Annotated in this window: 18 protein-coding genes and 1 pseudogene; 7 read left to right on the top strand and 12 right to left on the bottom strand. The window is 72.7% G+C overall.

Translation table 11 applies throughout. The features are described 5' to 3' along the window. Positions 1 to 77 precede the first annotated feature (77 nt). Positions 78 to 1433: a BTAD domain-containing putative transcriptional regulator gene (locus tag ACFYVJ_RS15365; protein WP_388891364.1), complete on the bottom strand. Its 1356-nt coding sequence runs from the start codon at positions 1431 to 1433 to the stop codon at positions 78 to 80. 100 nt (positions 1434 to 1533) lie between these two features. Between ACFYVJ_RS15365 and ACFYVJ_RS15360 the strand changes: the two genes are divergently transcribed. Next, the gene (locus ACFYVJ_RS15360; RefSeq protein ID WP_388891113.1) at positions 1534 to 2064 is read left to right on the top strand and encodes a hypothetical protein; all 531 of its coding nucleotides are present in this window, start codon (positions 1534 to 1536) and stop codon (positions 2062 to 2064) included. Between the two features lie 67 nt (positions 2065 to 2131). Here the strand turns inward: ACFYVJ_RS15360 and ACFYVJ_RS15355 are convergent, their stop codons facing one another. Genes ACFYVJ_RS15355 through ACFYVJ_RS15345 form a run of 3 tightly spaced genes read right to left on the bottom strand, consistent with a single transcriptional unit; the run spans position 2132 to position 5072 of the window. Continuing rightward, positions 2132 to 3148, bottom strand: a complete 1017-nt coding sequence (locus ACFYVJ_RS15355; protein WP_388891110.1) for an ABC transporter ATP-binding protein — start codon at positions 3146 to 3148, stop codon at positions 2132 to 2134. Next, positions 3145 to 4149 carry an ABC transporter ATP-binding protein gene (locus ACFYVJ_RS15350; protein WP_388891108.1) on the bottom strand — a complete coding sequence of 335 codons (1005 nt, stop codon included), beginning with the start codon at positions 4147 to 4149 and terminating at the stop codon, positions 3145 to 3147. The genes ACFYVJ_RS15355 and ACFYVJ_RS15350 overlap by 4 nt, the downstream gene beginning before the upstream one ends. 17 nt (positions 4150 to 4166) lie before the next feature. Next, positions 4167 to 5072 carry an ABC transporter permease gene (locus tag ACFYVJ_RS15345; RefSeq protein ID WP_388891105.1) on the bottom strand — a complete coding sequence of 302 codons (906 nt, stop codon included), beginning with the start codon at positions 5070 to 5072 and terminating at the stop codon, positions 4167 to 4169. A gap of 182 nt (positions 5073 to 5254) precedes the next feature. Here ACFYVJ_RS15345 and ACFYVJ_RS15340 point away from each other — a divergent pair. Further along, a pseudogene (locus tag ACFYVJ_RS15340) lies at positions 5255 to 6476 on the top strand (RNA-guided endonuclease InsQ/TnpB family protein). A gap of 34 nt (positions 6477 to 6510) precedes the next feature. On the opposite strand, the gene ACFYVJ_RS15335 reads toward ACFYVJ_RS15340, so the two are convergent. The 7 genes from ACFYVJ_RS15335 to ACFYVJ_RS15305 all read right to left on the bottom strand — a co-directional run bounded on the left by ACFYVJ_RS15335 (position 6511) and on the right by ACFYVJ_RS15305 (position 13697). Continuing rightward, positions 6511 to 7437, bottom strand: a complete 927-nt coding sequence (locus ACFYVJ_RS15335; protein ID WP_388891102.1) for an ABC transporter permease — start codon at positions 7435 to 7437, stop codon at positions 6511 to 6513. Next, a complete protein-coding gene (locus ACFYVJ_RS15330) occupies positions 7437 to 8525 on the bottom strand; it encodes a LacI family DNA-binding transcriptional regulator (RefSeq protein ID WP_388891099.1) in 1089 nt (362 codons plus the stop codon). The genes ACFYVJ_RS15335 and ACFYVJ_RS15330 overlap by 1 nt, the downstream gene beginning before the upstream one ends. A gap of 19 nt (positions 8526 to 8544) precedes the next feature. Next, positions 8545 to 10077: an ABC transporter substrate-binding protein gene (locus ACFYVJ_RS15325; protein ID WP_388891096.1), complete on the bottom strand. Its 1533-nt coding sequence runs from the start codon at positions 10075 to 10077 to the stop codon at positions 8545 to 8547. 15 nt (positions 10078 to 10092) lie between these two features. Continuing rightward, positions 10093 to 10476: a hypothetical protein gene (locus tag ACFYVJ_RS15320; protein WP_388891094.1), complete on the bottom strand. Its 384-nt coding sequence runs from the start codon at positions 10474 to 10476 to the stop codon at positions 10093 to 10095. A 7-nt stretch (positions 10477 to 10483) separates the two neighbouring features. Then, on the bottom strand, positions 10484 to 11419 hold the full coding sequence (locus ACFYVJ_RS15315; protein ID WP_388891091.1) for a DUF6772 family protein: 936 nt from the start codon (positions 11417 to 11419) through the stop codon (positions 10484 to 10486). Beyond that, on the bottom strand, positions 11416 to 12522 hold the full coding sequence (locus tag ACFYVJ_RS15310; RefSeq protein WP_388891088.1) for a hypothetical protein: 1107 nt from the start codon (positions 12520 to 12522) through the stop codon (positions 11416 to 11418). Before ACFYVJ_RS15310 ends, ACFYVJ_RS15315 begins: the two co-directional genes overlap by 4 nt. A 218-nt stretch (positions 12523 to 12740) precedes the next feature. Beyond that, a complete protein-coding gene (locus tag ACFYVJ_RS15305) occupies positions 12741 to 13697 on the bottom strand; it encodes a threonine/serine dehydratase (protein ID WP_388891086.1) in 957 nt (318 codons plus the stop codon). 24 nt (positions 13698 to 13721) lie between these two features. Here ACFYVJ_RS15305 and ACFYVJ_RS15300 point away from each other — a divergent pair, with 24 nt between their 5' ends. The 3 genes from ACFYVJ_RS15300 to ACFYVJ_RS15290 all read left to right on the top strand — a co-directional run bounded on the left by ACFYVJ_RS15300 (position 13722) and on the right by ACFYVJ_RS15290 (position 16534). Then, positions 13722 to 14249: a peptide deformylase gene (locus ACFYVJ_RS15300; RefSeq protein ID WP_388891083.1), complete on the top strand. Its 528-nt coding sequence runs from the start codon at positions 13722 to 13724 to the stop codon at positions 14247 to 14249. Next, positions 14246 to 14917, top strand: a complete 672-nt coding sequence (locus tag ACFYVJ_RS15295; RefSeq protein ID WP_388891081.1) for a GntR family transcriptional regulator — start codon at positions 14246 to 14248, stop codon at positions 14915 to 14917. The genes ACFYVJ_RS15300 and ACFYVJ_RS15295 overlap by 4 nt, the downstream gene beginning before the upstream one ends. Before the next feature lie 144 nt (positions 14918 to 15061). Further along, entirely contained in the window at positions 15062 to 16534 is a 1473-nt protein-coding gene (locus ACFYVJ_RS15290) for a sulfatase (protein WP_388891079.1), read from the top strand. Positions 16535 to 16624: 90 nt separating this feature from the next. Here the strand turns inward: ACFYVJ_RS15290 and ACFYVJ_RS15285 are convergent, their stop codons facing one another. Beyond that, positions 16625 to 17347 carry an alpha/beta fold hydrolase gene (locus ACFYVJ_RS15285; RefSeq protein WP_388891077.1) on the bottom strand — a complete coding sequence of 241 codons (723 nt, stop codon included), beginning with the start codon at positions 17345 to 17347 and terminating at the stop codon, positions 16625 to 16627. Between the two features lie 246 nt (positions 17348 to 17593). Here ACFYVJ_RS15285 and ACFYVJ_RS15280 point away from each other — a divergent pair, with 246 nt between their 5' ends. Further along, on the top strand, positions 17594 to 18337 hold the full coding sequence (locus ACFYVJ_RS15280) for a hypothetical protein (RefSeq protein WP_388891075.1): 744 nt from the start codon (positions 17594 to 17596) through the stop codon (positions 18335 to 18337). A gap of 190 nt (positions 18338 to 18527) precedes the next feature. Then, the gene (locus ACFYVJ_RS15275) at positions 18528 to 19895 is read left to right on the top strand and encodes a serine/threonine-protein kinase (RefSeq protein ID WP_388891073.1); all 1368 of its coding nucleotides are present in this window, start codon (positions 18528 to 18530) and stop codon (positions 19893 to 19895) included. The last annotated feature ends 272 nt before the right edge of the window (positions 19896 to 20167 follow it).

The following is a 20167-nucleotide window of genomic DNA, read 5'->3' as shown; positions in this document are numbered from 1 at the left end:
CGGCGATGCCGATTCCCGTACGCGGCCCGGCCGGTCGGCGGCACGGGGCCCGCGGCCCGGAGAGGCGGCACCCGCCCTCAGCCGAGGCACCCCGCGCCCTCCCGGGCCGCGCACGTGCCCAGGGAGCACCAGCGGCGGCGGCCCGGGGCGTCGAGGAAGAGCCAGCCGCAGTCCGGTGACGGGCACGCCGTCACGGTGCAGCGCTGCGGGTCGGCGAGCAGGTCGGCGGCGCTGCGGGCGACCGCCAGCACCGGCAGCCGCAGGCCCGTCGAGGCGGGCAGCCGCCAGCGGCCCAGGCCGTCCTCGTCGAGGTGGAACTCCGCGACCCGGGCGGCGGCTTCCGCCGTACGCGCGACCTGCTTGAAGGCCCGCCGGTCGGCCGGGTCGACGAAGCAGTCGTGCATCGCGGTACGCAGCTCGCGGGCCTCCGCCAGCGCCTCCAGCGCGGCGGCGGGCTGCTGTTCCGCCTGCTTGAGGAGCTGGGTGACCAGCCAGTCCTCCAGCAGCCCGAGGTGGCAGGACCACACGGCGAGCGCCCGGTAGCCGGTCAGCCACTCCGCCCCGGCCGCGCGGGCGCCGTCCCAGCCGGCCCAGGTGTTGCAGAACTCCAGGGCGGGCTGGCCGCTGGTGTGCAGCGGCAGGCGTACGTCACGGACCTGGACGGCGTACGCGGGCAGCGGCGGCTGGTCGAGCGCGGGGTCGGCGCTGAGCACCTTCGCGTGGACGTCGCGGAGGGCGGGGCCGGGTGCGACGCCCAGCTCGGCGGCGAGGGCGAGGCGGGTGGTGCGGTAGACGTCGAGGGCTTCGGCCTGGCGGCCGGCGCGGTAGAGGGCGGTCATCAGGGCGGCGACGAGCCGTTCGCGCAGAGGGTGGCGGGCGACCAGGGGCCGGAGTTCCGCGGCGAGGGGGCCGCTGCCGTCGCGCGCCCCGTCGCGGCCGGTGTGCAGCCGGTCCTCGGCGCGCTGCTCCAGGGCGCCGAGCCGTAGCTCGGTCAGCTCCGCGCCGAGGCGGGCGCGGAGTTCGCCGTCCGCGAGCCCGTCGAGGAGTTCCCCGCGCCACAGGGCCAGCGCCTCCTCGGTACGGCGCAGCCGCTCCGCGGGGTCGCGCAGCACGGCGGCGGCCCTGGCCCGTTCGGCGAACTCGGCGGCATCGGTCCGCCAGCCGCCCGGCTCGGCGGCGTACCCGTCGCCGCGGGTCACGATCCGCACCCCGTACGGCCGGAGGGCCACCCGCAGCCGGCTGACGTAGGTGTGCAGCGTGCCCCGCGCGCCACCCCCGTCCCACAGCAGCTCCGCCAGCCGCCCGGCGGCAACCGCCCGCCCCGGGGCGAGCAGCAGCACCGCGAGCAGCAGCCGCTCCTGGCGCCGCCGGCTCAGCGAGACGGGGGCGCCGTCGCGTACCGCCTCGAAGGGCCCGAGCAGGCGGAACTCCAACACGAGGGCAGCGTACGCCGGTTGTGGTGAGCGGATGGTGAGCCGGCGGGACCAGGCTCGGAGGACGAGCACGCGCCCCGACCCGAAGGAGCCGGTACCCATGCGCCGTTACGCAGCAGCCACCGCCGCAGCGCTCTGCCTGACCGCCACCCTGGCCGCCCCGGCGGCGACTGCCGCGGTCGGGGAGAGCGACGACGGGGGCTGGCGCCCGGTCGAGTACCCCCCGGTGAACTACCCCGCGGGCGAACGCTGCGACTTCCCCTTCCGCACCGAACCCCTCCTCGACGAGACCATGGTCAAGACCGTCGCCACCTACCCCGACGGCTCCCCGAAGACCGAGCTGTACAAGGGCGCCCTCATCGTCCGCGTCACCAACCTGGACACGGGCGCGAGCTACGACGCGGACGCCGGCGGCCGCTCGATCGTCCGCTACGCCCCGGACGGCGGCCACGTCTACTACGCCACGGGCCCGGTCCTGATCGGCTTCAAGGAGAACCAGGGCAACCTGCCCCGCGGCGAGTACCTGGTCGACGGCGTCTACACCCTGGAGATCACCGCGGCCGACTACCGCACGGTGACGTGGAAGGAAGGCACGAGGAAACTGACCGACGTCTGCGACGAGATCGACTGACGCGGCCACCCCGGAACGGAGCAGGCAGCCCCCGGGGGAGCTGCCTGCTCACCGGCCCCCGGCCCCCTCAGCGGGCGGCGGGCTCGGCCGCGGGTTCGCCCGCGTAGTGGCAGGCTGACGGGTGGGGGGCTGTGCCTCGTGCGCGGAGGTCCGGGGGGTCCGTTCTGCACAGGTCCGTTGCCAGGGGGCAGCGGGTGTGGAAGCGGCAGCCGGACGGGGGGTCGGCCGGCGAGGGGACCTCGCCGTTGAGGGGGAGGGTCGTGGTGGTGCCCGGGCGGTCGTGGACCGAGGGGGCCGCGGCCAGGAGGGCCTGGGTGTACGGGTGCTGCGGGGACTCGAAGACCTGGGCCGCCGTGCCGTGTTCCACGATCGTGCCCAGGTACATCACCGCCACCTCGTCCGCGATGTGCCGGACCACGTCCAGGTCGTGGGAGATGAAGAGGTACGCGATCCCCAGCTCCCGCTGCAGATCCGCGAGCAGGTTCAGGATCTGGGCGCGTACGGACACGTCCAGCGCCGACACCGCCTCGTCGCAGACGATCAGCTTCGGCCGCAGCGCCAGCGCCCGCGCGATGCTCACCCGCTGGCACTGGCCGCCGGACAGCTCGTGCAGGCGGCGGGTCGCGTACGAAGCGTCCAGTCCCACCTGGGTCAGGAGGCTTTCCACCGCCGTCCCCTCGTCCGCCGGTGCCATCTCCCTGTGGATGTGCCAGCCCTCCGCCACGATCTCCGCCACCCGCATCCTCGGGTTCAGCGACGTGTACGGGTCCTGGAAGACCATCTGGAGGTCGTTCGCCACCCGCCGCCGCTCGCGGCGGCCCGCCGTCGCCAGGTCCAGGCCCGCGAAGGAGACCGAACCCGCGAAGGGCTGGAGGAGGCCCACCACCGCGCGGGCCAGCGTCGACTTGCCGCAGCCCGACTCGCCGACGATGCAGACCGTACGGCCCGGGCGTACCGCCAGATCGACGCCCGCGACCGCGTCGACGCGGCGGCGGCCCAGGCCCGAGCGGCCCGGGACCGTGTAACCCGCGTGCAGTTCCCGGATGTCCAGCAGCGCGTCCCCCGTCTGCTTGCCCGTGCTCATGACGCCGCCTCCACGTTCCCCGCCCCGGCCAGGACCTTCCCGCTGTGGTGGCAGGCCGACTCGTGGCCCTGCCCCACCGCCGTCAGCGCCGGGTCCGCCGTCCGGCACACCTCCGTGGCGTACCCGCACCTCGGCGCGAACGCGCACCCCGCGGGCAGCACCCCCGGGGCCGGCGGCTGGCCCTCGATCGGCACCAGCCGCCCCGGCCGCGCCGGGTCCGGGACCGCGTCCAGCAGGCCGCGCGTGTACGGGTGCGCCGGTGCCGTGTAGACGTCGTCCAGCGCGCCCGCCTCCACGATCCGGCCCGCGTACATCACCGCCACGTCCTGCGCGACGCGGGCCACCACGCCCAGGTCGTGCGAGACCAGCAGCATCGCCATCCCCGCCTCCGTCTGCCGCCCGGCGAGCAGCCGCAGGATCTGCGCCTGCACGGTCACGTCCAGCGCCGTCGTCGGCTCGTCGGCCAGCAGCACCGCCGGGTCCAGGGTGAGGGCCATGGCGATGACCGCCCGCTGCCGCATGCCGCCAGAGAACTCGTGCGGGTACGCGCCGTACCTGGCCTCCGCGTCGGGGATGCCGACGGTCCGCATCAGCTCCACCGCCCGCTCCCGGGCCGCGCGGCGGCCGGTGCCCCGGCGGCGCAGCGTCTCGGCGATCTGCCAGCCCACGGTGAACGACGGGTTCAGCGCCGCCATCGGGTCCTGGAAGACCATCGCGACCTTCGCGCCCCGCAGTTGCCGCCACTGCGCGTCGGTGAACCCGGCGGTGTCCCGGCCCTCGATCTCGACCGTCCCCGCGCTCACCCGCGCGCCCGGGGGCAGCAGCCCCATCAGGGCCAGCGACGTCAGCGACTTGCCGCTGCCCGACTCGCCCACCAGGGCGGTGACCCGGCCAGGTACGAGGTCGAGGTCGACCCCGCGGACGACCTCCCGGGAGCCGAAGGCCAGGTGTACGTCCCGAAGCCGGGCCGCCGCGGGCGTTTCCACGGTCGTGGCAGGCATCGTGTTCTCCTCTCCGCTCATATCTGCGACCGCGGGTCCGACGCGTCCCGGAAGCCGTCCCCGATCACGCCCACCGCCGTGACCACCAGCGCCAGCGCCGCCGCCGGCATCGTGGAGATCCACCACGCCGAGCCCAGGTAGTCGCGCCCCACCGAGACGGTGGCGCCCCACGACGAGGTGTCGACCGGAACGCCGAGGCCGAGGAAGCTCAGCGACGCCTCCGCGACCATCACCAGGCCCACCTGCACCGTCGCCGCGACCAGCAGCGGCTGCCAGACGGACGGCAGCACGTGGCGCAGCATGATGCGTACGTGCCCCGCCCCCAGCACCCGCGCCGAGTCGACGAACCCGAGCCGCCGCGTCGCCATCGCCGACGCGCGGGCGACGCGGGCGAAGATGACCCACCTCGTGATCGCCAGCGTGATGACGATGTTGGTGACGCTCGGGCCGAGCACCCCGGCCAGCAGGATCGCCAGCAGGATGGAGGGGAAGGCGAGCTGGATGTCGCCGATGCGGGAGGCGATCGTGTCCGGCCAGCCGCCGAAGTAGCCCGAGACCAGCCCGACGACGAGGCCGACCGCGCCGCCGACCAGGATGGTCGCGCAGGCGACCAGCAGCGAGATCCGGGAGCCGGCCAGCAGGTTGGCGAGCAGGTCGCGGCCCATCTGGTCGGTGCCCAGCCAGGCGATGTCGCCCGCGTCGGTCCGCTCTCCGGGCGACAGCAGCCGGTTCGGCAGGTCGGTGGCCACCGGGTCGTACGGGCGCAGCAGCGGGCCGACGACGGCGGCGAGGACGAAGAGCGCGAGTATCCCGGCGCCTATCCACACCCGCACCGGCACCCGCCGCGCGCCGCCGCCGGGGGCCTTGGCGGTACGGGGGGAGCCGTCGGCCTTCGCGGGCGCGGCCGTGGTCGTAGCGCTCATCAGGTTTCCTTTGTGGATACCCCCGGCTGCAGCCGGGGGAGGAAACGAAGCTCCCGCGTGAGCGGGGCAGGGAGAGTCAAACCGCCGTCCAGGCGATTCGGCGGACACCAAAACTGCTGGTGAGCGGCAGCGAAGGGATCTATCGGGGTCAACTGTCAGTCCTCCCAGGTAGGTTCTGATGCATGACGGCGGAAGTGGCCACAGAGGCGGCGGGGCACTGCCGGTACACCTTTCGTCTTCGCTTGTCGCCGACGGCCCGTGCGGCTCTGGAAGCCGAGTGGGACCGGGTGCGCTGGGTGTGGAATGAGTGCGTCGCCAAGTCCCGGCAGGTCCACCAGCACAACCGGGCGACGGGCCAGAAGATGACATGCGGGCCGGTGCAGCTCGCGGCGATGCTGACCCGGGCCCGTGCCCGCACTCCGTGGCTGCGCCAGGGGGCTTGTGTTCCCCAGCAGCAGGTGATCCGCGACTTCGGCAAGTCCCGTGCCAAGGCGCTGAGAGACATCAAGGCCGGGTTGCCGATGCGGCAGCGGACCGGGATGCCCCGTTGGAAGAAGAAACGTGAGGCGCTGCCCACCCTTGAATACACCCGGCGCGGCTTCCGCCTCAAGGACCGGCGTGTGCATCTGGCCGGCGGGATCGTCGTGCGCCCGGTGTGGTCGCGGGACCTCCCCAAGGCGCCCAGTTCGGTGCGTGTGTACCGGGATTCGGTGGGGCACTGGTGGGCGAGTTTCGTCGTTCCCGCCGTGACCGAGCGGCTTCCCGCGACCGGGCGGGTGATTGGTATCGACTGGGGTGTGAAGCAGACCGCGACCACCACGTCCGACGACCATGACCTTGCCCACCCGCAGCACGGCAAGACCGCGGCGCTGAAGTTGGCGAGGTACCAGCGGATGATGGCCCGCAGGAAGCCGAAGCGCGGGCAGGCCGCATCGAAGGGGTACCGCGAAGCGCAGCGGCAGACCGCCAGGCTCCACAAGAAGGTCGCCCGGCAACGGAAAGACACCGGCCGCAAGTGGGCCAAGAAGGTTGTTCGCGACCATGACGCCCTGGCCGTGGAGGACTTCCGCCCGAGGTTCCTGGCGAAGTCGACCATGGCCCGTAAGGCCGCTGATGCGGCGATCGGCGCCACGAAGGCCGCGCTGGTCGAGATGGGCCGCAAACACGGCCGGGTCGTGCATTTGGTGCACCCGGCGCACACCACGATGGATTGTGCGGACTGCGGAGCGAGAACCAAGCACGCGCTGCCTCTCTCGGAACGAACGTATACGTGCACCGCGTGCGGAGTGTCCCGCCCCAGGGACAAGAACTCCGCGCGCGTGATGCTCGTCCGGGCTGGTCTTCAACCCGGCTGGCGCTGACCGTGTAAGACCTGCACCCCCGCTGGGGAGGCAGGCGACGTGAGCCAGGAATCCCCCTCGCCTACGAGGGAGAGGAGTCAAGCGTCCTCCGGGGTGAGGCGGGGGTCGATGACGAAGTAGACGACGTCCACGAGCAGGTTCAGGACGATGTACGCCAGCGTGATCGTGAGGATCGCGGCCTCCACGACCGCGTAGTCGCGGTTGGTGATCGCGTCGACCATCAGCGAGCCGATGCCCGGCCAGGAGAAGACGACCTCGATGATGACCGCGTTGGCGATGAAGTTGCCCATCAGCAGGCCGAGTACGGTCACGACCGGGATGGCGATGTTGCGGCCGACGTGCACGTACTGGATCGTCCCCTCGCCGACGCCCTTCGCGCGGGCCGTACGGGCGTAGTCCTTGCCGCCCTCCTCCAGCGCGCTGCTGCGCACCAGCCGGGCGAGCCAGCCGATGAACGGCAGCGACAGCGTGACGGCCGGCAGCAGCACCGCGGCCGGCGAGCCGTCGACGGTCGCGGGCAGCCAGTCGAGCTGGCGGGCGAAGATGAGGATCAGGACGATGCCGAGCCAGAACGACGGGACGGCCTGGCCGGCGAGCGAGCCGGTGGAGACCACCAGGTCGAGCAGTTTGCCGGGGCGGCGGGCGCAGAGCATGCCCAGCGGGATCCCGACGGCGACGGTCAGCAGCAGCGCCGCCAGCGACAGGCTCAGGGTCGCCGGGAAGCGGTCCAGGGTGTTGCTGAGGGCCGAGCCGCCGAGGCGCCAGGAGTCGCCGAGGTCGCCGCGCACGACGCCGGCGAGATGGTCGGCGTACTGCCGCCACAGCGGGTCGTCGAGGCCGAAGTCGGCCCGTACGCTCTCCAGTTGCTCGGCGGACGCGTCGGGCCCGACGATCAGCTTGGCGGGATCGCCCGGCACGACGCGCACGATGAGGAACACCAGCGTCAGCGCGCCGAAGGCGACGACGACGGCCTGCGCGAGGCGTTTGGCGAGGAACGCGCCCATCAGTGCTCACCTCTTCTTCGGAGTGGTCCGGCGGAGGCGCGTACGACGAGTTCGGGGGCCAGGAGCGTACGGATCGGATCCGCGTCCTCCGCCGCGGAGTCGGGCCCGGACTGCACCCGCTCCAGCAGCCGGTCGACGCCTGCCCGGCCCACGTCGGGCGCGGGCAGCCGGACCGTGGTCAGGGCCGGGTCGAGGTACGCGGAGAACGGGTGGTCGCCGTGGCCGACGACGCCGATGTCCGTGCCGACCCGCAGCCCCCGCTCGGCGAACGCCCGGTACAGGCCGAGCGCGTGGTAGTCGTTGCCCGCGAGCACCACCGCGCCGGGCCCCGCCCGCCGCGCCAGTTCCGCGCCGACGGCGTACGCCACCCCGGGGTCGAAGGGCCCCGAGACCGGCACCCCCTCCGGCGCGGCCGCCGGATCCACGCGCACCACCGCGTCGTCGGGCGCCGCGATCCCGCGGGCCGCCAGCGTCTCGCGGAAGCCCCGGATACGCTCCGAGACCGGCGAGATCTCCAGGTCCTCCTCGACCAGGTACAGCTCGGTCGCCCCGCCGTCCAGCACGTGCTCGGTCGCCGCGCGGGCACCGGCGTAGTAGTCGACGCCCACGACGTCGGCGTCCAGCTCCGGCAGGTGCCGGTTGAGCAGGACCACCGGCGTACCGGACTTGCGCAGCCGGCTCCAGTGCTCCGCGCCGTGCTGCACGGGTATGGCCAGCACGCCGTCGACGCCCCAGCGCATCAGCTCCTCGGCGGCGCGGCGCTCGTTCTCCGCGGAGTCCTCGGTGACCATGAGCATCAGCGAGTAGCCGCGTTCGCGGCCGCGCTCCTCGATCGCGGAGATGAGGCGGGCGTAGAAGGGGTTGGCCGGGTTGGTGATGACGAGCCCGAGGGTCATGGCGTTCCGCAGCACGAGGGAGCGGGCCATGGTGTTGGGCACGTAACCGAGGCGTTCCGCCTCCTCCTTGACCCGCTCGCGGGTCTCGGGGCTGACCGCGTCCTTGTCGGCGAGCGCCCGGGAGACGGTGTTGACCGACAGGTCGAGCGACAGGGCGATGTCGCGCAGCGTGGGTCGGCGGCGTGCGGTCATGGGATCCTCCGGCGCGGGGTCATCGGCGCCCCACCACGGCGAGGTCGGGCTGGTTGTTCGGGGCGGGGGTGAAGCCGGTCAGCTCCTTCGCGCGCCCGTACCCGGTGACGAGGGTGACGGGGAAGAGACCGACGGCGTCCGACCATATGGTCCCGCAGGCCGCGCCGTAGAGTGCGTCGCGTTCCGGGCCCTCGGGCGCACCGGCGGCCTGTGCCAGGACGGCGTCGAGTTCCTTGTTGGCGTAGCCGAGGCGCTTGGCCTCCGAGGTGTAGAGGCGGCCGATGGTGAAGGCGGCGTCGCCGGTGGTCACGGTGTTCGTCTGGAGGTTCATGTCCCAGTCGAGGCCGTTGAGCCGCTCCAGCCACATCGCCTTCTCGATGCTCTGCGGCTCGACGGTGACGCCGATGTCGGCCCACGCCGAGATCAGCGCCTGCGCCAGCTCCCGCGACAGCGGCCCGGTCGCGTCGAACCACATCATCGACGTGGAGAACCCGCGCCCGAGCCCGGCCCGCGCCAGCAGCCGGCGCGCCTCGTCCGGGTCGTACGGCCAGGGCCGCTGCGGCGCGAAGCCGGCGACGGTCTCGGGTATCGGCGCGCGCATCTGCTTGCCGCCGCGGCCGAAGAGGAAGTCCACGATCTGCGGCACGTTCACGGCCTGGCAGAGCGCGCGGCGGACGTCGGGATCGCTGAACGGCTCACGCGCGCAGTTGAACCAGTTGAAGTAGTACGTCCAGGAGGGCACCGACTCGACGGTGATCCCGGACACCCCGGTGACCTCGGGCAGTTGGTCGGGCGGGACCGGCCAGAGCAGGTCGACGTCGCCGTTGCGCAGGGCGGTGATCGCCGTCGAGGTCTCCGCGATGTACGGCATGGAGACCGCGGGCAGCTCCGCCCGGCCGCCCCAGTAGTCGTCGAACCGCGCCAGCTCGACGGAGGTCGACGGGGTGAAGCCGGTGACCCGGAACGGACCGGAGCCGACGGGGCTCCGCTTCTGCTCCGGGTCCGCGACCAGCCGCGCCGGGACGATGAACAGGAGGGTGAGGTTGACCGGGAGCGAGCCGAGCGGCCCGTCGGTGGTGAAGACCACCGTGTGGTCGTCGGGCGCCTCGGCGCCCGTGACCGTCGCCCACAGCGGGGTCTGCGCGGACGCGACCTGCTGTGTGTGCTTCAGACACGCGACCACGTCGCGGGCGGTGACCTCGCTGCCGTCGTGGAAGACGGCGCCGCGGCGGAGCGTGAACACCCACTTCGTGTCGCCCTCCCGCCGCCAGCGGGCCGCGAGCCCCGGCGCCAGCTCCGCGCCCTCGCGCCGTACGAGGGTGTCGAAGACCAGCCGCTTGACGATCAGCGACGCCTCGTCGACGGCGGTCGCGGCGTTGTACGGGTCCAGGTCGGTGACCGGCTGCCCGAACGCCGCGCGCAGCGCCCCGCTGGGCGCGGCACTGCCGACGCCGCAGCCGGACAGCAGCACCGCCGTGGCCCCGAGCCCCGCCATCGCCAGAAAGTCCCGCCGCGCCGGGCCGCTGCCACCCGCTCTGCTCGCCCCGGTCATCTCACCACCTCCGGGTCATGACTTGAGTGCCAGGTAGATCAGGACCTTGACGGACGAAGCCGCGTCGCCGGGGTCCGGCGCGTCCCGCGCCGGTTCGTCGACGACGGTGCCGCGCAGGCGCAGCCAGCCGCCGAAGCCCTCGGCGGGCCAACTGTGCAGCGGTCCGTCGTCAGGGTCGACGGACTGCTCCGTGCCGCGGTCGAGGTCGCACCAGTGCAGGCCGTCGGGCGAGATCTGGGTGCGTACGAGCATCCGCGGGGCGCGCCCCGAGGCGTCGAGGACGCGCACGAACCAGCGGGCCTCGCGGGCCCAGGCGGCCTCGTAGGGCTCGGTGGTGAACTCGCCCGTCAGCGTCGCGTTGCGCTCGATGACGGCGGTGAAGGACTGTCGCATGGTCATGTCGCACTCACCAGTCCACCGAGATCAGCACGGAGTCGAGGTACAGGAAGTTCCGCACGTCGGTGTGGGTGCGGACGGAGACGTAGAAGTTGAGCAGGTTCTGCAGCGACCCGTACTCCTCGTCGTACGGCGGCACGGGCACGTCGGACATGTCGTGGACGACGTCGTTGACCTGGAGTTCGACGTTGCTGCGGGTGCTGGTGTCGATGACCCAGCGCAGATAGTGCCAGTTGACCTTGGTGGGGACCTCGTTGAAGCAGAGGTCCTGGCGCTCGCCGAACTGCTGCCAGTCGGCGGGGTCGGGGGCGGTGAAGTCCGCGGTCCGCGGGAGCTTGACCTTGCCCTCGAAGTGCTCGCGCGGGGTCGGCTCGGGGACCGTGGGGTACATCCAGCGGTGCTGCACCTCGTGGTCGAGATCGGTGTTCTGGTAGCGCACGACGTTGTGGTAGCGCACGCCGTCGCAGATGTCGGTCGCGACGGTGACCGCGCCGAACTGCTGCTCCGACGGGTGGTTGTTGGCGTCCCACCGGCCGCCGCCGGCGGCGGTCGCCGCGCCGTTCTCCGCCGAGGCGGCCTCCGCCTTGTACGCGAAGTACGTCTCGAACTGCACCCGGCCGCGGCCTGACATCGTCAGCCGCCGGATCGCCACACCGGTGTGCCCGGTGACCGGCCGGGTGGCGACCTTCAGGGCGTACGTGCCGGACATGGCCCCGTGCGTGCCGACGTCGAAGAAGTTGCAGGAGCTGAGCTGCGGCGGCCGGAAGTCCGACATGTGCTCGTCGACGGTGTCGAGATCACCGTGCTGGTCGTGGTTGCCGATCAGCTCGATCCACCCGTGCGTCCCGGTGTTGAAGTCGTCGTGGACGAGGATGCGGCGCAGCGGGTTGAACTTCGCCAGCTTCGGGTCGAGCAGGCGCGGATCGGGGTGTGGTGCGGTCGTCACCGGTTTCCTTTCATGAGGCGGACGGTGGCGTAGGAGAGGTTGTGATCGGAGCGCAGCAGTTCGGCCTGCGGCCCCTCGGTCGCGGTGGTCTGCGGGATCTGCACCCACTCGCCGACCTTCGTCCCGTTCCGGACGAAGAGGTGGTCGATCTTCTCGCCGAGGGGCAGCGGGATCTTGCCGCCGTTGTACGAGGCGTACGCGTCGCCGGTGACGCGGTCCGCGACCGCGAGCGCGTCGGTGAAGCCGACGTCGGCGAAGGCATCGATGGCGCTGGCGCCGTCGGCGGTGGAGCCGGAGTTCATGTCGCCGGCGAAGACGATGGGCAGGTTGCGGGTGTGCTTGTTGCGGAGGGTCAGCTCCTCGGCGGTGCGCCTGGCGTCGGCGTAGCGGACCTCGTCCCAGTTCTTGGTCCAGCCGTTGGGGTCGGTGGCGCCGTTCTTGCGGTACTCCAGGTGCATGTCGACGACGACGAAGCGGGCGCCGGACCTCTTCTCGCGGAGCACGTTCCAGGTCATGGTCTTGCCGTAGATCTCGGTGGAGTCCGGCAGCCAGAGCAGGTCGTGGGGCAGTTCGCGGCCGCGCTTGTCGAGGTGGGAGTAGCGGGAGGCGTCGTAGTACGTGTAGCGGCCGGCGCCGGACTTGAGCGGGTAGCCCTTCTCGGGGTGCCGGGTGCCGGCGTAGTCGGCGGGGGCCTCGGCGTAGCCGTGCTCCTCGAGGGCGGCGGTCAGCGGCGCGCGGAAGGACTCGACGTCGACGGCGGGCTGGCTGGGCGTCGCGTTGTTGCCGATCTCCTGCGTGGCGACGACGCCGAGCCCGGCCGCGTCGATGTCCGCGGCGACGTCGGCGGCCCGGCCCTCGGCCCAGGGGCGCAGCTTGGTGGCGCAGTCGCGGCCGATGACGCGCTCGCACTCTTCCTTGGTCGGCAGGCAGCCGTGGCCGCACACGTTGTACGTGCCGACCCGGACCTCCACGGTCCGCCCGGCCGCACCGTGCGGACCGTTCTGCACCTGGTCGTCCTGGTCTGAGGCCGCGGCAGCAGACCCGCCGAGCAGCGCGAGGGCTATCGCGACGCCGGGGACCACCGCGGTGGATATTGCACGCAATCTGGGACGCATCTCGGCTCCAGCCTCGACATGAACGTTAACGTGAGCGTTGCGATGAGCACGTTACGCATGCCGTGGCCGGAAGTAAACGGTCCGGACGCGACCAGTTCGGGAAGGGACGGCGACAAGGCGCCGCCCCCGGCCTCGGGTTGGGAGGCGCGGGGGCGGGTCGGGAAGGGCTCCGGAGGGGCCCGGCGGAACGCCGGGCCGGCCGGCCGTCAGCCGGCGGCGGGGGCCGGCTCCGCGAGTTCGGCGAGGAGTTCGGGGGAGAAGTTGCTGCCGGTCACGACGGCCGCCAGGGCGCCGGCCCCGAAGTCGTGGTGGAGCGCGGCGGCGACGCCGAGGGCGGCGGCGGGTTCCAGGATCAGGCCCACGGTGTCCCGCACCGCCCGCAGCGCCTCGCGGAGCTGGTCGTCGTCGACGAGCACCACGTCGTCCACGAGGCCGCGCATCCTGTCGACGGCCGCGGGCACCGGCACCCGGACGGCGACCCCGTCGGCGATGGTCCGGGCCTCGGGGGTGCTGACCGGCGCGTTCCGGCGCCAGCTTTCGGCCATCGCGGGAGCGCCCGCCGCGCAGACGCCCACGATCCGGGTGCGGGGCGCACGGGCCTTGACCCAGCAGGCGATCCCGCCGATCAGGGCCCCGTTGCCGACCGGTACGAGCAGGGTGCCGGGCAGCGGCGCGAGTTCCACGGCGATGGTGCCGGCGCCCTCGGAGATGCGCGGCTCCTCGCCGTCCTCGACGAAGAGCCGGTCCGCGGCGCCGTCCGCGTAGGCCCGTGCGGCGTCCTTCGCGGCGTCGAAGTCGGCGCCGGCCAGGGCGACTTCGGCGCCGAGTTCGCGCATCCGGGCGACTTTGACGGGGTTCGCGTTCCGGGCGCAGTACACCGTGACCGCGATGCCGCGCGCGCGGCCCGCGTAGGCGACTGCCTGGCCGAAGTTGCCCGCCGACGCGCAGACCACCCGCTGCCCCGCGGCCAGTTCGTGCATGAAGTAGTCCGCGCCGCGGCCCTTGAAGGACCGGATCGGGTTGAGCGTCTCCAGCTTGAGCGCCAGATCCCGGCCCACCCGGCGGGCCAGCGCGGCGTCCTCGACGTACGGGCTGTCGCGGAAGACGGGATCGATGAGGCTCGCCGCTTCCTCGATGTTCTCCACCTTCAAGGGCTTCACCATCTGCGCATCGTATACGATGGACGAATGCCCGTACGTGCGACGCTCCAACTCGGCGATCCCGCCCTGCGCATGCCCGCAGCCGACGTCGCGGAGCCGGGCTCGCCCCGGACCGCGGAAACCGCCGCCGACCTCGCGGACACGCTGGCCGACTGGGTGGCGCGCACCGGCTACGGCCGCGGCATCGCCGCGCCGCAGATCGGCGTGCCCAGCCGCGTGCTCCACCTGCACCTGGACCGGCCGTGGACGCTCGTCAACCCCCGGATCACGGCCCGTTCCCCGGAGACCTGGGAGCCGTGGGACGCCTGCCTGAGCTTCTCCCTGCGGTTCTTCTGCCGGGTCGGCAGGGCGAGATGGGTGGACGTGGAGTACCAGTCCGCGGACGGCGAGCGGCACCGCCTGCGCGCGGAAGGCGACCTCGGCGAACTGCTCCAGCACGAAATCGACCACCTGGACGGCATCATGGCGGTCGACCGGATGATCTCGCCGAGCACCCTGTGCATGCGCTCGGAGTTCGAGCAACGCCACCGCGACGAAAGCCCGTACCAGCAATGACCACGTACCCCGCAGGCGCGAACGAGCCCATCGCCCGGGCCGAACCGCTCCGCGAAGCCGTCTACCTCCGCATCGTCGCCCTCATCTCCGCGGGCGAGTACGCCCCGGGCGCCCCCCTCACCGAGGCCGGCCTCAGCCGCACCCTCCAGGTCTCCCGCACTCCGGTGCGCGAAGCCCTCCTCCGCCTCCAGGCCGAGGGCGTCCTCCAGTCCGCCCTGGCCCGCGGCTTCACCGTCCGCCCCCTCGTCCGCCGCGACGCCGCCGAGCTGTACCCCGTGCTGGCCACGCTCGAAGCGCTGGCCACCCGTACGATCACGGCGCTCGACCCCGCCACCACGCGGCGGCTGGGCGCCGTGCTCGGCGAACTCGAAGAGTGCGCGGACCCGGTACGCCGCTGGCAGCTCGACACCGAGTGGCACACGGCGATCGCCACCGCGGCGGGCAACCGTCACCTGCTGGGGATGCTCACCCAACTGCGCACGAACCTGTCCCGCTACGAACTCGCGTACATGCGCGAGGTGAAGCACCGTGCGGAAGTCGACCACGAGCACCGGAAGGTCCTGGCGGCCCTCACCGCGGGCGACTTCGCGCACGCGGCGGACCTGCTGGAGGCCCACTGGCACGACGGCATGCGCACGATCCTCGACTGGCTCGGAGGACCGGATTAAATCGTCCGGTCATTGACGGGGTCCGGCGGGCGTTCGCATGGTGCCGGTAGCACTCCGCCCTGCTCCTCCCTGCTCTCCCTTGCTCCTCCCCGCTCCTCCTTGCTCTTCCTTCTCCGTACCGCGCACCGGAAAGGAACGGACGCCGTGACCTGCCCTACCGCGCCCAACATCGTGTTCGTCATGACCGACCAGTTCCGTGCCGACTTCACCGCGGGTGAGGGGTTCGGTCTGGACACCATGCCCTTCCTCGACTCCCTCGCCGCCGGCGGCATGCGGTTCCGGCGGGCGTACACGACCGCGCCCGCGTGCGTGCCCGCGCGCACCAGCGTGCTGACCGGGCGGTGGCCCAGCGCGCACCGCGTGCGGCAGAACTCCACGCCGCAGGGGGTGGTGCGGGGGGACGATCTGCTCGACGTGCTGGGCGGAGCCGGGTACCAGCTCTTCTACGCCGGGAAGACGCACATGTACCGGGGGCGGAAGGAGTTCTTCGACGCGTTCTCCGGTCCCTACGGGCACGAGAGCGGACCCGACGAGACCGTCGAGCAGCAGGACTTCGCGCGCTGGATGCGGTCCATCGACCACGGGCCGACGACGGAGGCGACGCCGTTCCCGGTGGAGCTCCAGTTCGCGCACCGGATCGTGTCCGACGCCATGGGGCAGATCTCCGCACGCGACCCCGGGAAGCCGTTCTTCTCGTGGATCTCCATGCCCGAGCCGCACAACCCGTACCAGGCACCGGAACCGTACTTCTCGCTCTTCGGCGAGGACGAGGTGCCGGCGCGGACGTGCGGTCCCGAGGCCGCGGAGCGCAAGGGCGGGGCGTACAAGTGGCTGCGGGAGCTGGTGGAGGAGAAACGGCCCGGGTACGACCGGCTCTGGCGGCGGTATCGCGCCACGTACTGCGGCATGCTGCGGCTCATCGACGACCAACTGCGCCGTCTCGTGGACCATCTCAAGGCGCAGGACGTCTGGCGCGACACGCTGCTGGTCTTCTTCGCCGACCACGGCGACTACGCCGGCGACTACGGCCTCCAGCGCAAGGGCGCGGGGATGCCGGAGGTGCTGGCGCGGATCCCGATGGTCGTCCACGGGTGCGGGGTCGAGGCGCGGGACAACCGGCGGGACTTCGTCTCGCTCGCCGACCTGCTGCCGACGGTCTGCGAGGCGGTGGGGCGGCCGCTGCCGCTCGGGGTCCAGGGGCGCAGCCTGTGGCAGATGCTGACCGGGGCGGACTACCCGGCGGCGGAGTTCGCGGACGTCGTCACCGAGCGGGGGTACGGCGGGCTGCCGTACCCGGACGACGCGCGGCCGGAGCTGCACTTCCCGTACGAGGGGACGAAGTACGACGAGCTGAACAGCGTGACGCAGAGCGGGTCTTCGCGGATGCTGCGGCACGACCGGTACAAGATCTACCAGCACGTGGACGGGGAGGCGGAGCTGTACGACGTGGCCGCGGACCCGATGGAGCTGCACGACCGCTGGAACGACCCGCGCCTGCGCCGCGTCCAGGCGGACCTGACCCAGCGCCTCCACCGCTGGTCCCTCCGCCTCACCGACGACCTCCCCGACGGCGCCTACGACCCCCTGCTCCCCCCGCACAACTGGCACCGGACGTAGGGCCGCGGACGGGCGCGTGGCGCGTGCGCGCCGGCCGCGCGCCGGTGGCGCGCGGCCCGGGGCGGCCGGGGGCGGGAAGGCCCTGCCTCGTCAACTGACCGACTTCGCCGCCTCCTCGATGAGGTCGGCCACCGCGTCCGGCCGCGAGACCGTCACCGCGTGGCTCGCGTCGAGCGTCACCGTACGGGCCTCCGCGCGCTCCGCCATGAAGCGCTGTGCGGCGACGGGGATGTTCTTGTCCTCCGTGGTGAGCAGGGCCCAGGACGGCACGGTCCGCCAGGCGGCGGCGCCCGCGCCCTCGCCGAGGGCCGCGCTCGTGATGGGCCGCTGGGTGGCGGCCATCCGCCGCGCGGTGGCGGGGGGCACGTCGGCGGCGAACTGCCCGTGGAACTTGTCCTGGTCGATGTAGAGGTCGGTGACGGCGGCGCCGCCGGGCAGCGCGGTGGGCACCTCCTTCAGCGTCTCGCCGAGGGTGCTGCCGGGGAACTTTCCGGACAGCTCGGCCGCGCTCTCGCCCTCGTCGGGCAGGAAGGCGGCGACGTACACGAGTGCCTTCACCTTGTCGTCGCCGGCGGCGGCCTCGCTGATCACCGAGCCGCCGTAGGAGTGGCCGGCCAGCACGACGGGACCCTCGACGCCGTCGAGTACGTCCCGGAGGTAGGCGGCGTCGCTGCGCAGGCCGCGCAGCGGATTGGCCGGGGCGAGGACCGGATGTCCCGCGCGCTTCAGCTTGTCCACCACCCCATTCCAGCTCGACCCGTCGGCGAACGCACCGTGGACGAGCACGACGGTCGGCTGCTTGCGGTTCGGCATGGGAAGCCTCCGTGGCTGGTTTCCTACGCCGCCGGGAGGCCCCGGCGACACCATGAAGCTAGCGCACAATTCCATCGTGCGCAAGTTAGTTGTGTGCGAGCCGAACGGGCGGGGGCGCGCCCGTGATCCGCGTGCGCTGGAACGTTTTGGCTGTCCGTTGCTCCGCATGTAACGTGTGCGCCTCCTCCGGCCGATCCAAGGTCAACCCCCGGGAGGCGCCCAGCAGTCGAGTGATCGAAGGTCGAGATGAAGTACGTCATACGTGGGCATCGCGTCGCCGTCGCGGCGGCCGCAACGGCAGCGCTGCTCGCGCTGACCGCCTGCGGCAGCGACGACGAGGGGGACGGCGGAGCGAGCGGCGGTCCCGCGCAGACGGACGCCGTGGAGGCGATGCGCGCCGCCACGTCCGTGCACGCGGTCGGTGAGATGGTCGTCGTCGCCGACCCCGCCCAGATCGACGTGCAGGTGGACGACAAGGGCAACTGCGTCGGCAGCGCCACCACCGACGACGGCGCCGTCGAGTTCGTCATGCAGGGCGACAAGGCGTGGATGAAGCCGGACGCCGCCTATCTGGAGTCCGAGTACATGTACGACGCCGCCGTGATCGAACAGGTCGAGGGCTCGTACCTGGAGGAGCCCAAGTCCGACGTCCAGTCGGCCATCACGGACCTCTGCAAGATCGGCACGTATGTCGAGCAGACCGACAGCGTCGTGTCGTTCAGCCCCGGGATGACGCAGAAGGAGCAGACGAAGCACAAGGGCGTGCCGGTCGTGCCGTACGTGAACGAGGACCCCTCGACCAGCGACGGCGCCAGCATGAAGATCGCCGCCGAGGGCAAGCCGTACCCGGTGACCATCACGGACCCGGAGGGCGCCGAGGTCGACCTGGCGTTCTCGGCGTTCGGTGAGCCGGTGAAGCCGAAGGCTCCCGCCGCGGACTCGGTGCTGACGGAGGACCAGGTCTCGGACATCGAGTTCGAGGCGATGTAGCGGGCGGCCTCGCCGTCCACGGGGGAAGCGGCGGCGGTACGGGTCGGGGGGCTCGTACCGCCGCCGGCTGTCGTTTCGGGAGTGGGGTTCTTCTCGCCGGGCGCCGTCGCCGTTCCGCCGGGTCGCCCGTGCACCGTCCGGGAGCCCGCCGCCCGGAGGTCCCCCCGGGATCACTGCCTACGATAGAGACATGGCTGGGGCGAGCGGCCTGCTGATCGCGGGCCGGTACCGGTTGGACCGACCGGTGGGGCAGGGTGGCATGGGCCGGGTCTGGAGCGCTCGCGACGAGTTACTCGACAGACGGGTCGCGGTCAAGGAGATCCTGTTCGCCGCCGACGTCGGGGACAGGCAGCGCGAGAAGCAGCTACGCCGCATGATCGTCGAGGCCCGCGCCGCGGCCCGCCTCAACCACCCCGGCATCACCACGGTGTACGACGTCGTGGAGCACGACGGCGCCCCCGTGATCGTGATGGAGTTCGTCGCCGGCAGCTCCCTGGCCGCGGTGCTGCGGGAACGCGGGCGGCTGCCGGCGCCGCGGGTGGCGGAGATCGGCTTACAGGTCCTGGACGCGCTGGCCGAGGCGCACGCGGCGGGCGTGGTGCACCGCGACCTGAAGCCCGACAACATCCTGGTGACCGACCGCCGCGCGGTGATCACCGACTTCGGCATCGCCGCCATCGCCGACGCGGCGGGCCCCGAGGGCGCGGCGGGCCTGACGACCACCGGCGGCATGCTGGGCACGCCCGCGTACGCCTCGCCCGAGCAGTTGAACGGCGAACCGGCCACCGCCGCCTCCGACATGTGGTCCTTCGGCGCCACGCTGTACGCGGCCGTCGAGGGCCACCTGCCCTTCCACGGCGAGAACCTGTGGACGCTGCGCCAGGCCGTCTCCGAATCCGCCCCGGCGTCCTTTCGCCACGCGGGCCCGCTGGCCCCGGTCCTCACGGCGCTCCTGGCCAAGGACCCGGCCGAGCGCACGACCCTCGCCGCGGCGGCGGCGGAACTCCGTGCGCACGCCCCCGGCACACCCGCGCGCCCCCCGGCCCACCCGCGCAAGTCCCGCCGCAACTGGAAACTCCTCCCCAGCCGCCGCGCCCACCCCACGTACGCCCAGCAGCTTCCGCCGACGCGGGTCATGCGGGCGGACCCCGTGGAAGAACTGGAACGCGCGGCACGCGAACGGCTGCACAGCCAGGTGCAGGTGCACCTCGGCCTCCTCGACGTCATCGCCTCGGCGCCGCCGTCGGACGCGGACCTGCTGACGGGCCTCAAGAACCTCAAGGACACGCACACCCACCGGGTGGGCCGCATCCTGGCGGACGAGGAGCACAAGCTGCTCCGGTTACGCGACCTCGAAGACGAGGAGTCGCGCCGGGCGATGGAGCCGTACGCCGCCGACCACGGCGCCTGGCTGGCCACCCGCCGCGACGCCCTCGCGGCCCTGGACGAAACACTGCCCCTGCCGGCGGCGCTCTTGACGGGGGAAAGCCCGCGCGAGGCGCTGCTGACGGCGGTCGCCGCCTTCAGAACCCACATGCTCGACATGCAGTCCGGCTGAGGGGCGGGGCCACGGCCCCGGGGGCTCCCGAGTGCGTCCGGCCGGCTGGCCGACCGGCCGAAGGGGTGCCCCTCGGGGGCGGCGGCGTACGGGCGCAACTCGCGGTGAAGCCCGCCGGAAACCGGGGTGAATCACCCGCGCGGCCCGGCTTTCGCCCACCGCCACGCATCCACCCGCGCCGACGCCCGGGTCCCCGCGGCCGGGAGGTTCGGCTGAACAGGCTGTGTCGGGGCGGGGTGGGTGTGCCGGGGGCGGGGCGAGCGCGGGGTTGC

It is taken from the genome of Streptomyces sp. NPDC004134 (genome assembly GCF_042874195.1).
Taxonomy (GTDB): Bacteria; Actinomycetota; Actinomycetes; order Streptomycetales; family Streptomycetaceae; genus Streptomyces.
Note: the sequence above shows the minus strand (reverse complement) of the source record. Positions and strands in the feature narration are given on the sequence as shown.

Bases quoted from the DNA above. Each gene is read 5' to 3' on its own strand.
- ACFYVJ_RS15360 (WP_388891113.1), top strand. From the start codon at position 1,534: ATGCGCCGTTACGCAGCAGCCACCGCCGCAGCGCTCTGCCTGACCGCC.
- ACFYVJ_RS15355 (WP_388891110.1), bottom strand. From the start codon at position 3,148: ATGAGCACGGGCAAGCAGACGGGGGACGCGCTGCTGGACATCCGGGAA.
- ACFYVJ_RS15350 (WP_388891108.1), bottom strand. From the start codon at position 4,149: ATGCCTGCCACGACCGTGGAAACGCCCGCGGCGGCCCGGCTTCGGGAC.
- ACFYVJ_RS15345 (WP_388891105.1), bottom strand. From the start codon at position 5,072: ATGAGCGCTACGACCACGGCCGCGCCCGCGAAGGCCGACGGCTCCCCC.
- ACFYVJ_RS15335 (WP_388891102.1), bottom strand. From the start codon at position 7,437: ATGGGCGCGTTCCTCGCCAAACGCCTCGCGCAGGCCGTCGTCGTCGCC.
- ACFYVJ_RS15330 (WP_388891099.1), bottom strand. From the start codon at position 8,525: ATGACCGCACGCCGCCGACCCACGCTGCGCGACATCGCCCTGTCGCTC.
- ACFYVJ_RS15325 (WP_388891096.1), bottom strand. From the start codon at position 10,077: ATGACCGGGGCGAGCAGAGCGGGTGGCAGCGGCCCGGCGCGGCGGGAC.
- ACFYVJ_RS15320 (WP_388891094.1), bottom strand. From the start codon at position 10,476: ATGACCATGCGACAGTCCTTCACCGCCGTCATCGAGCGCAACGCGACG.
- ACFYVJ_RS15305 (WP_388891086.1), bottom strand. From the start codon at position 13,697: ATGGTGAAGCCCTTGAAGGTGGAGAACATCGAGGAAGCGGCGAGCCTC.
- ACFYVJ_RS15300 (WP_388891083.1), top strand. From the start codon at position 13,722: ATGCCCGTACGTGCGACGCTCCAACTCGGCGATCCCGCCCTGCGCATG.
- ACFYVJ_RS15295 (WP_388891081.1), top strand. From the start codon at position 14,246: ATGACCACGTACCCCGCAGGCGCGAACGAGCCCATCGCCCGGGCCGAA.
- ACFYVJ_RS15285 (WP_388891077.1), bottom strand. From the start codon at position 17,347: ATGCCGAACCGCAAGCAGCCGACCGTCGTGCTCGTCCACGGTGCGTTC.
- ACFYVJ_RS15280 (WP_388891075.1), top strand. From the start codon at position 17,594: ATGAAGTACGTCATACGTGGGCATCGCGTCGCCGTCGCGGCGGCCGCA.
- ACFYVJ_RS15275 (WP_388891073.1), top strand. From the start codon at position 18,528: ATGGCTGGGGCGAGCGGCCTGCTGATCGCGGGCCGGTACCGGTTGGAC.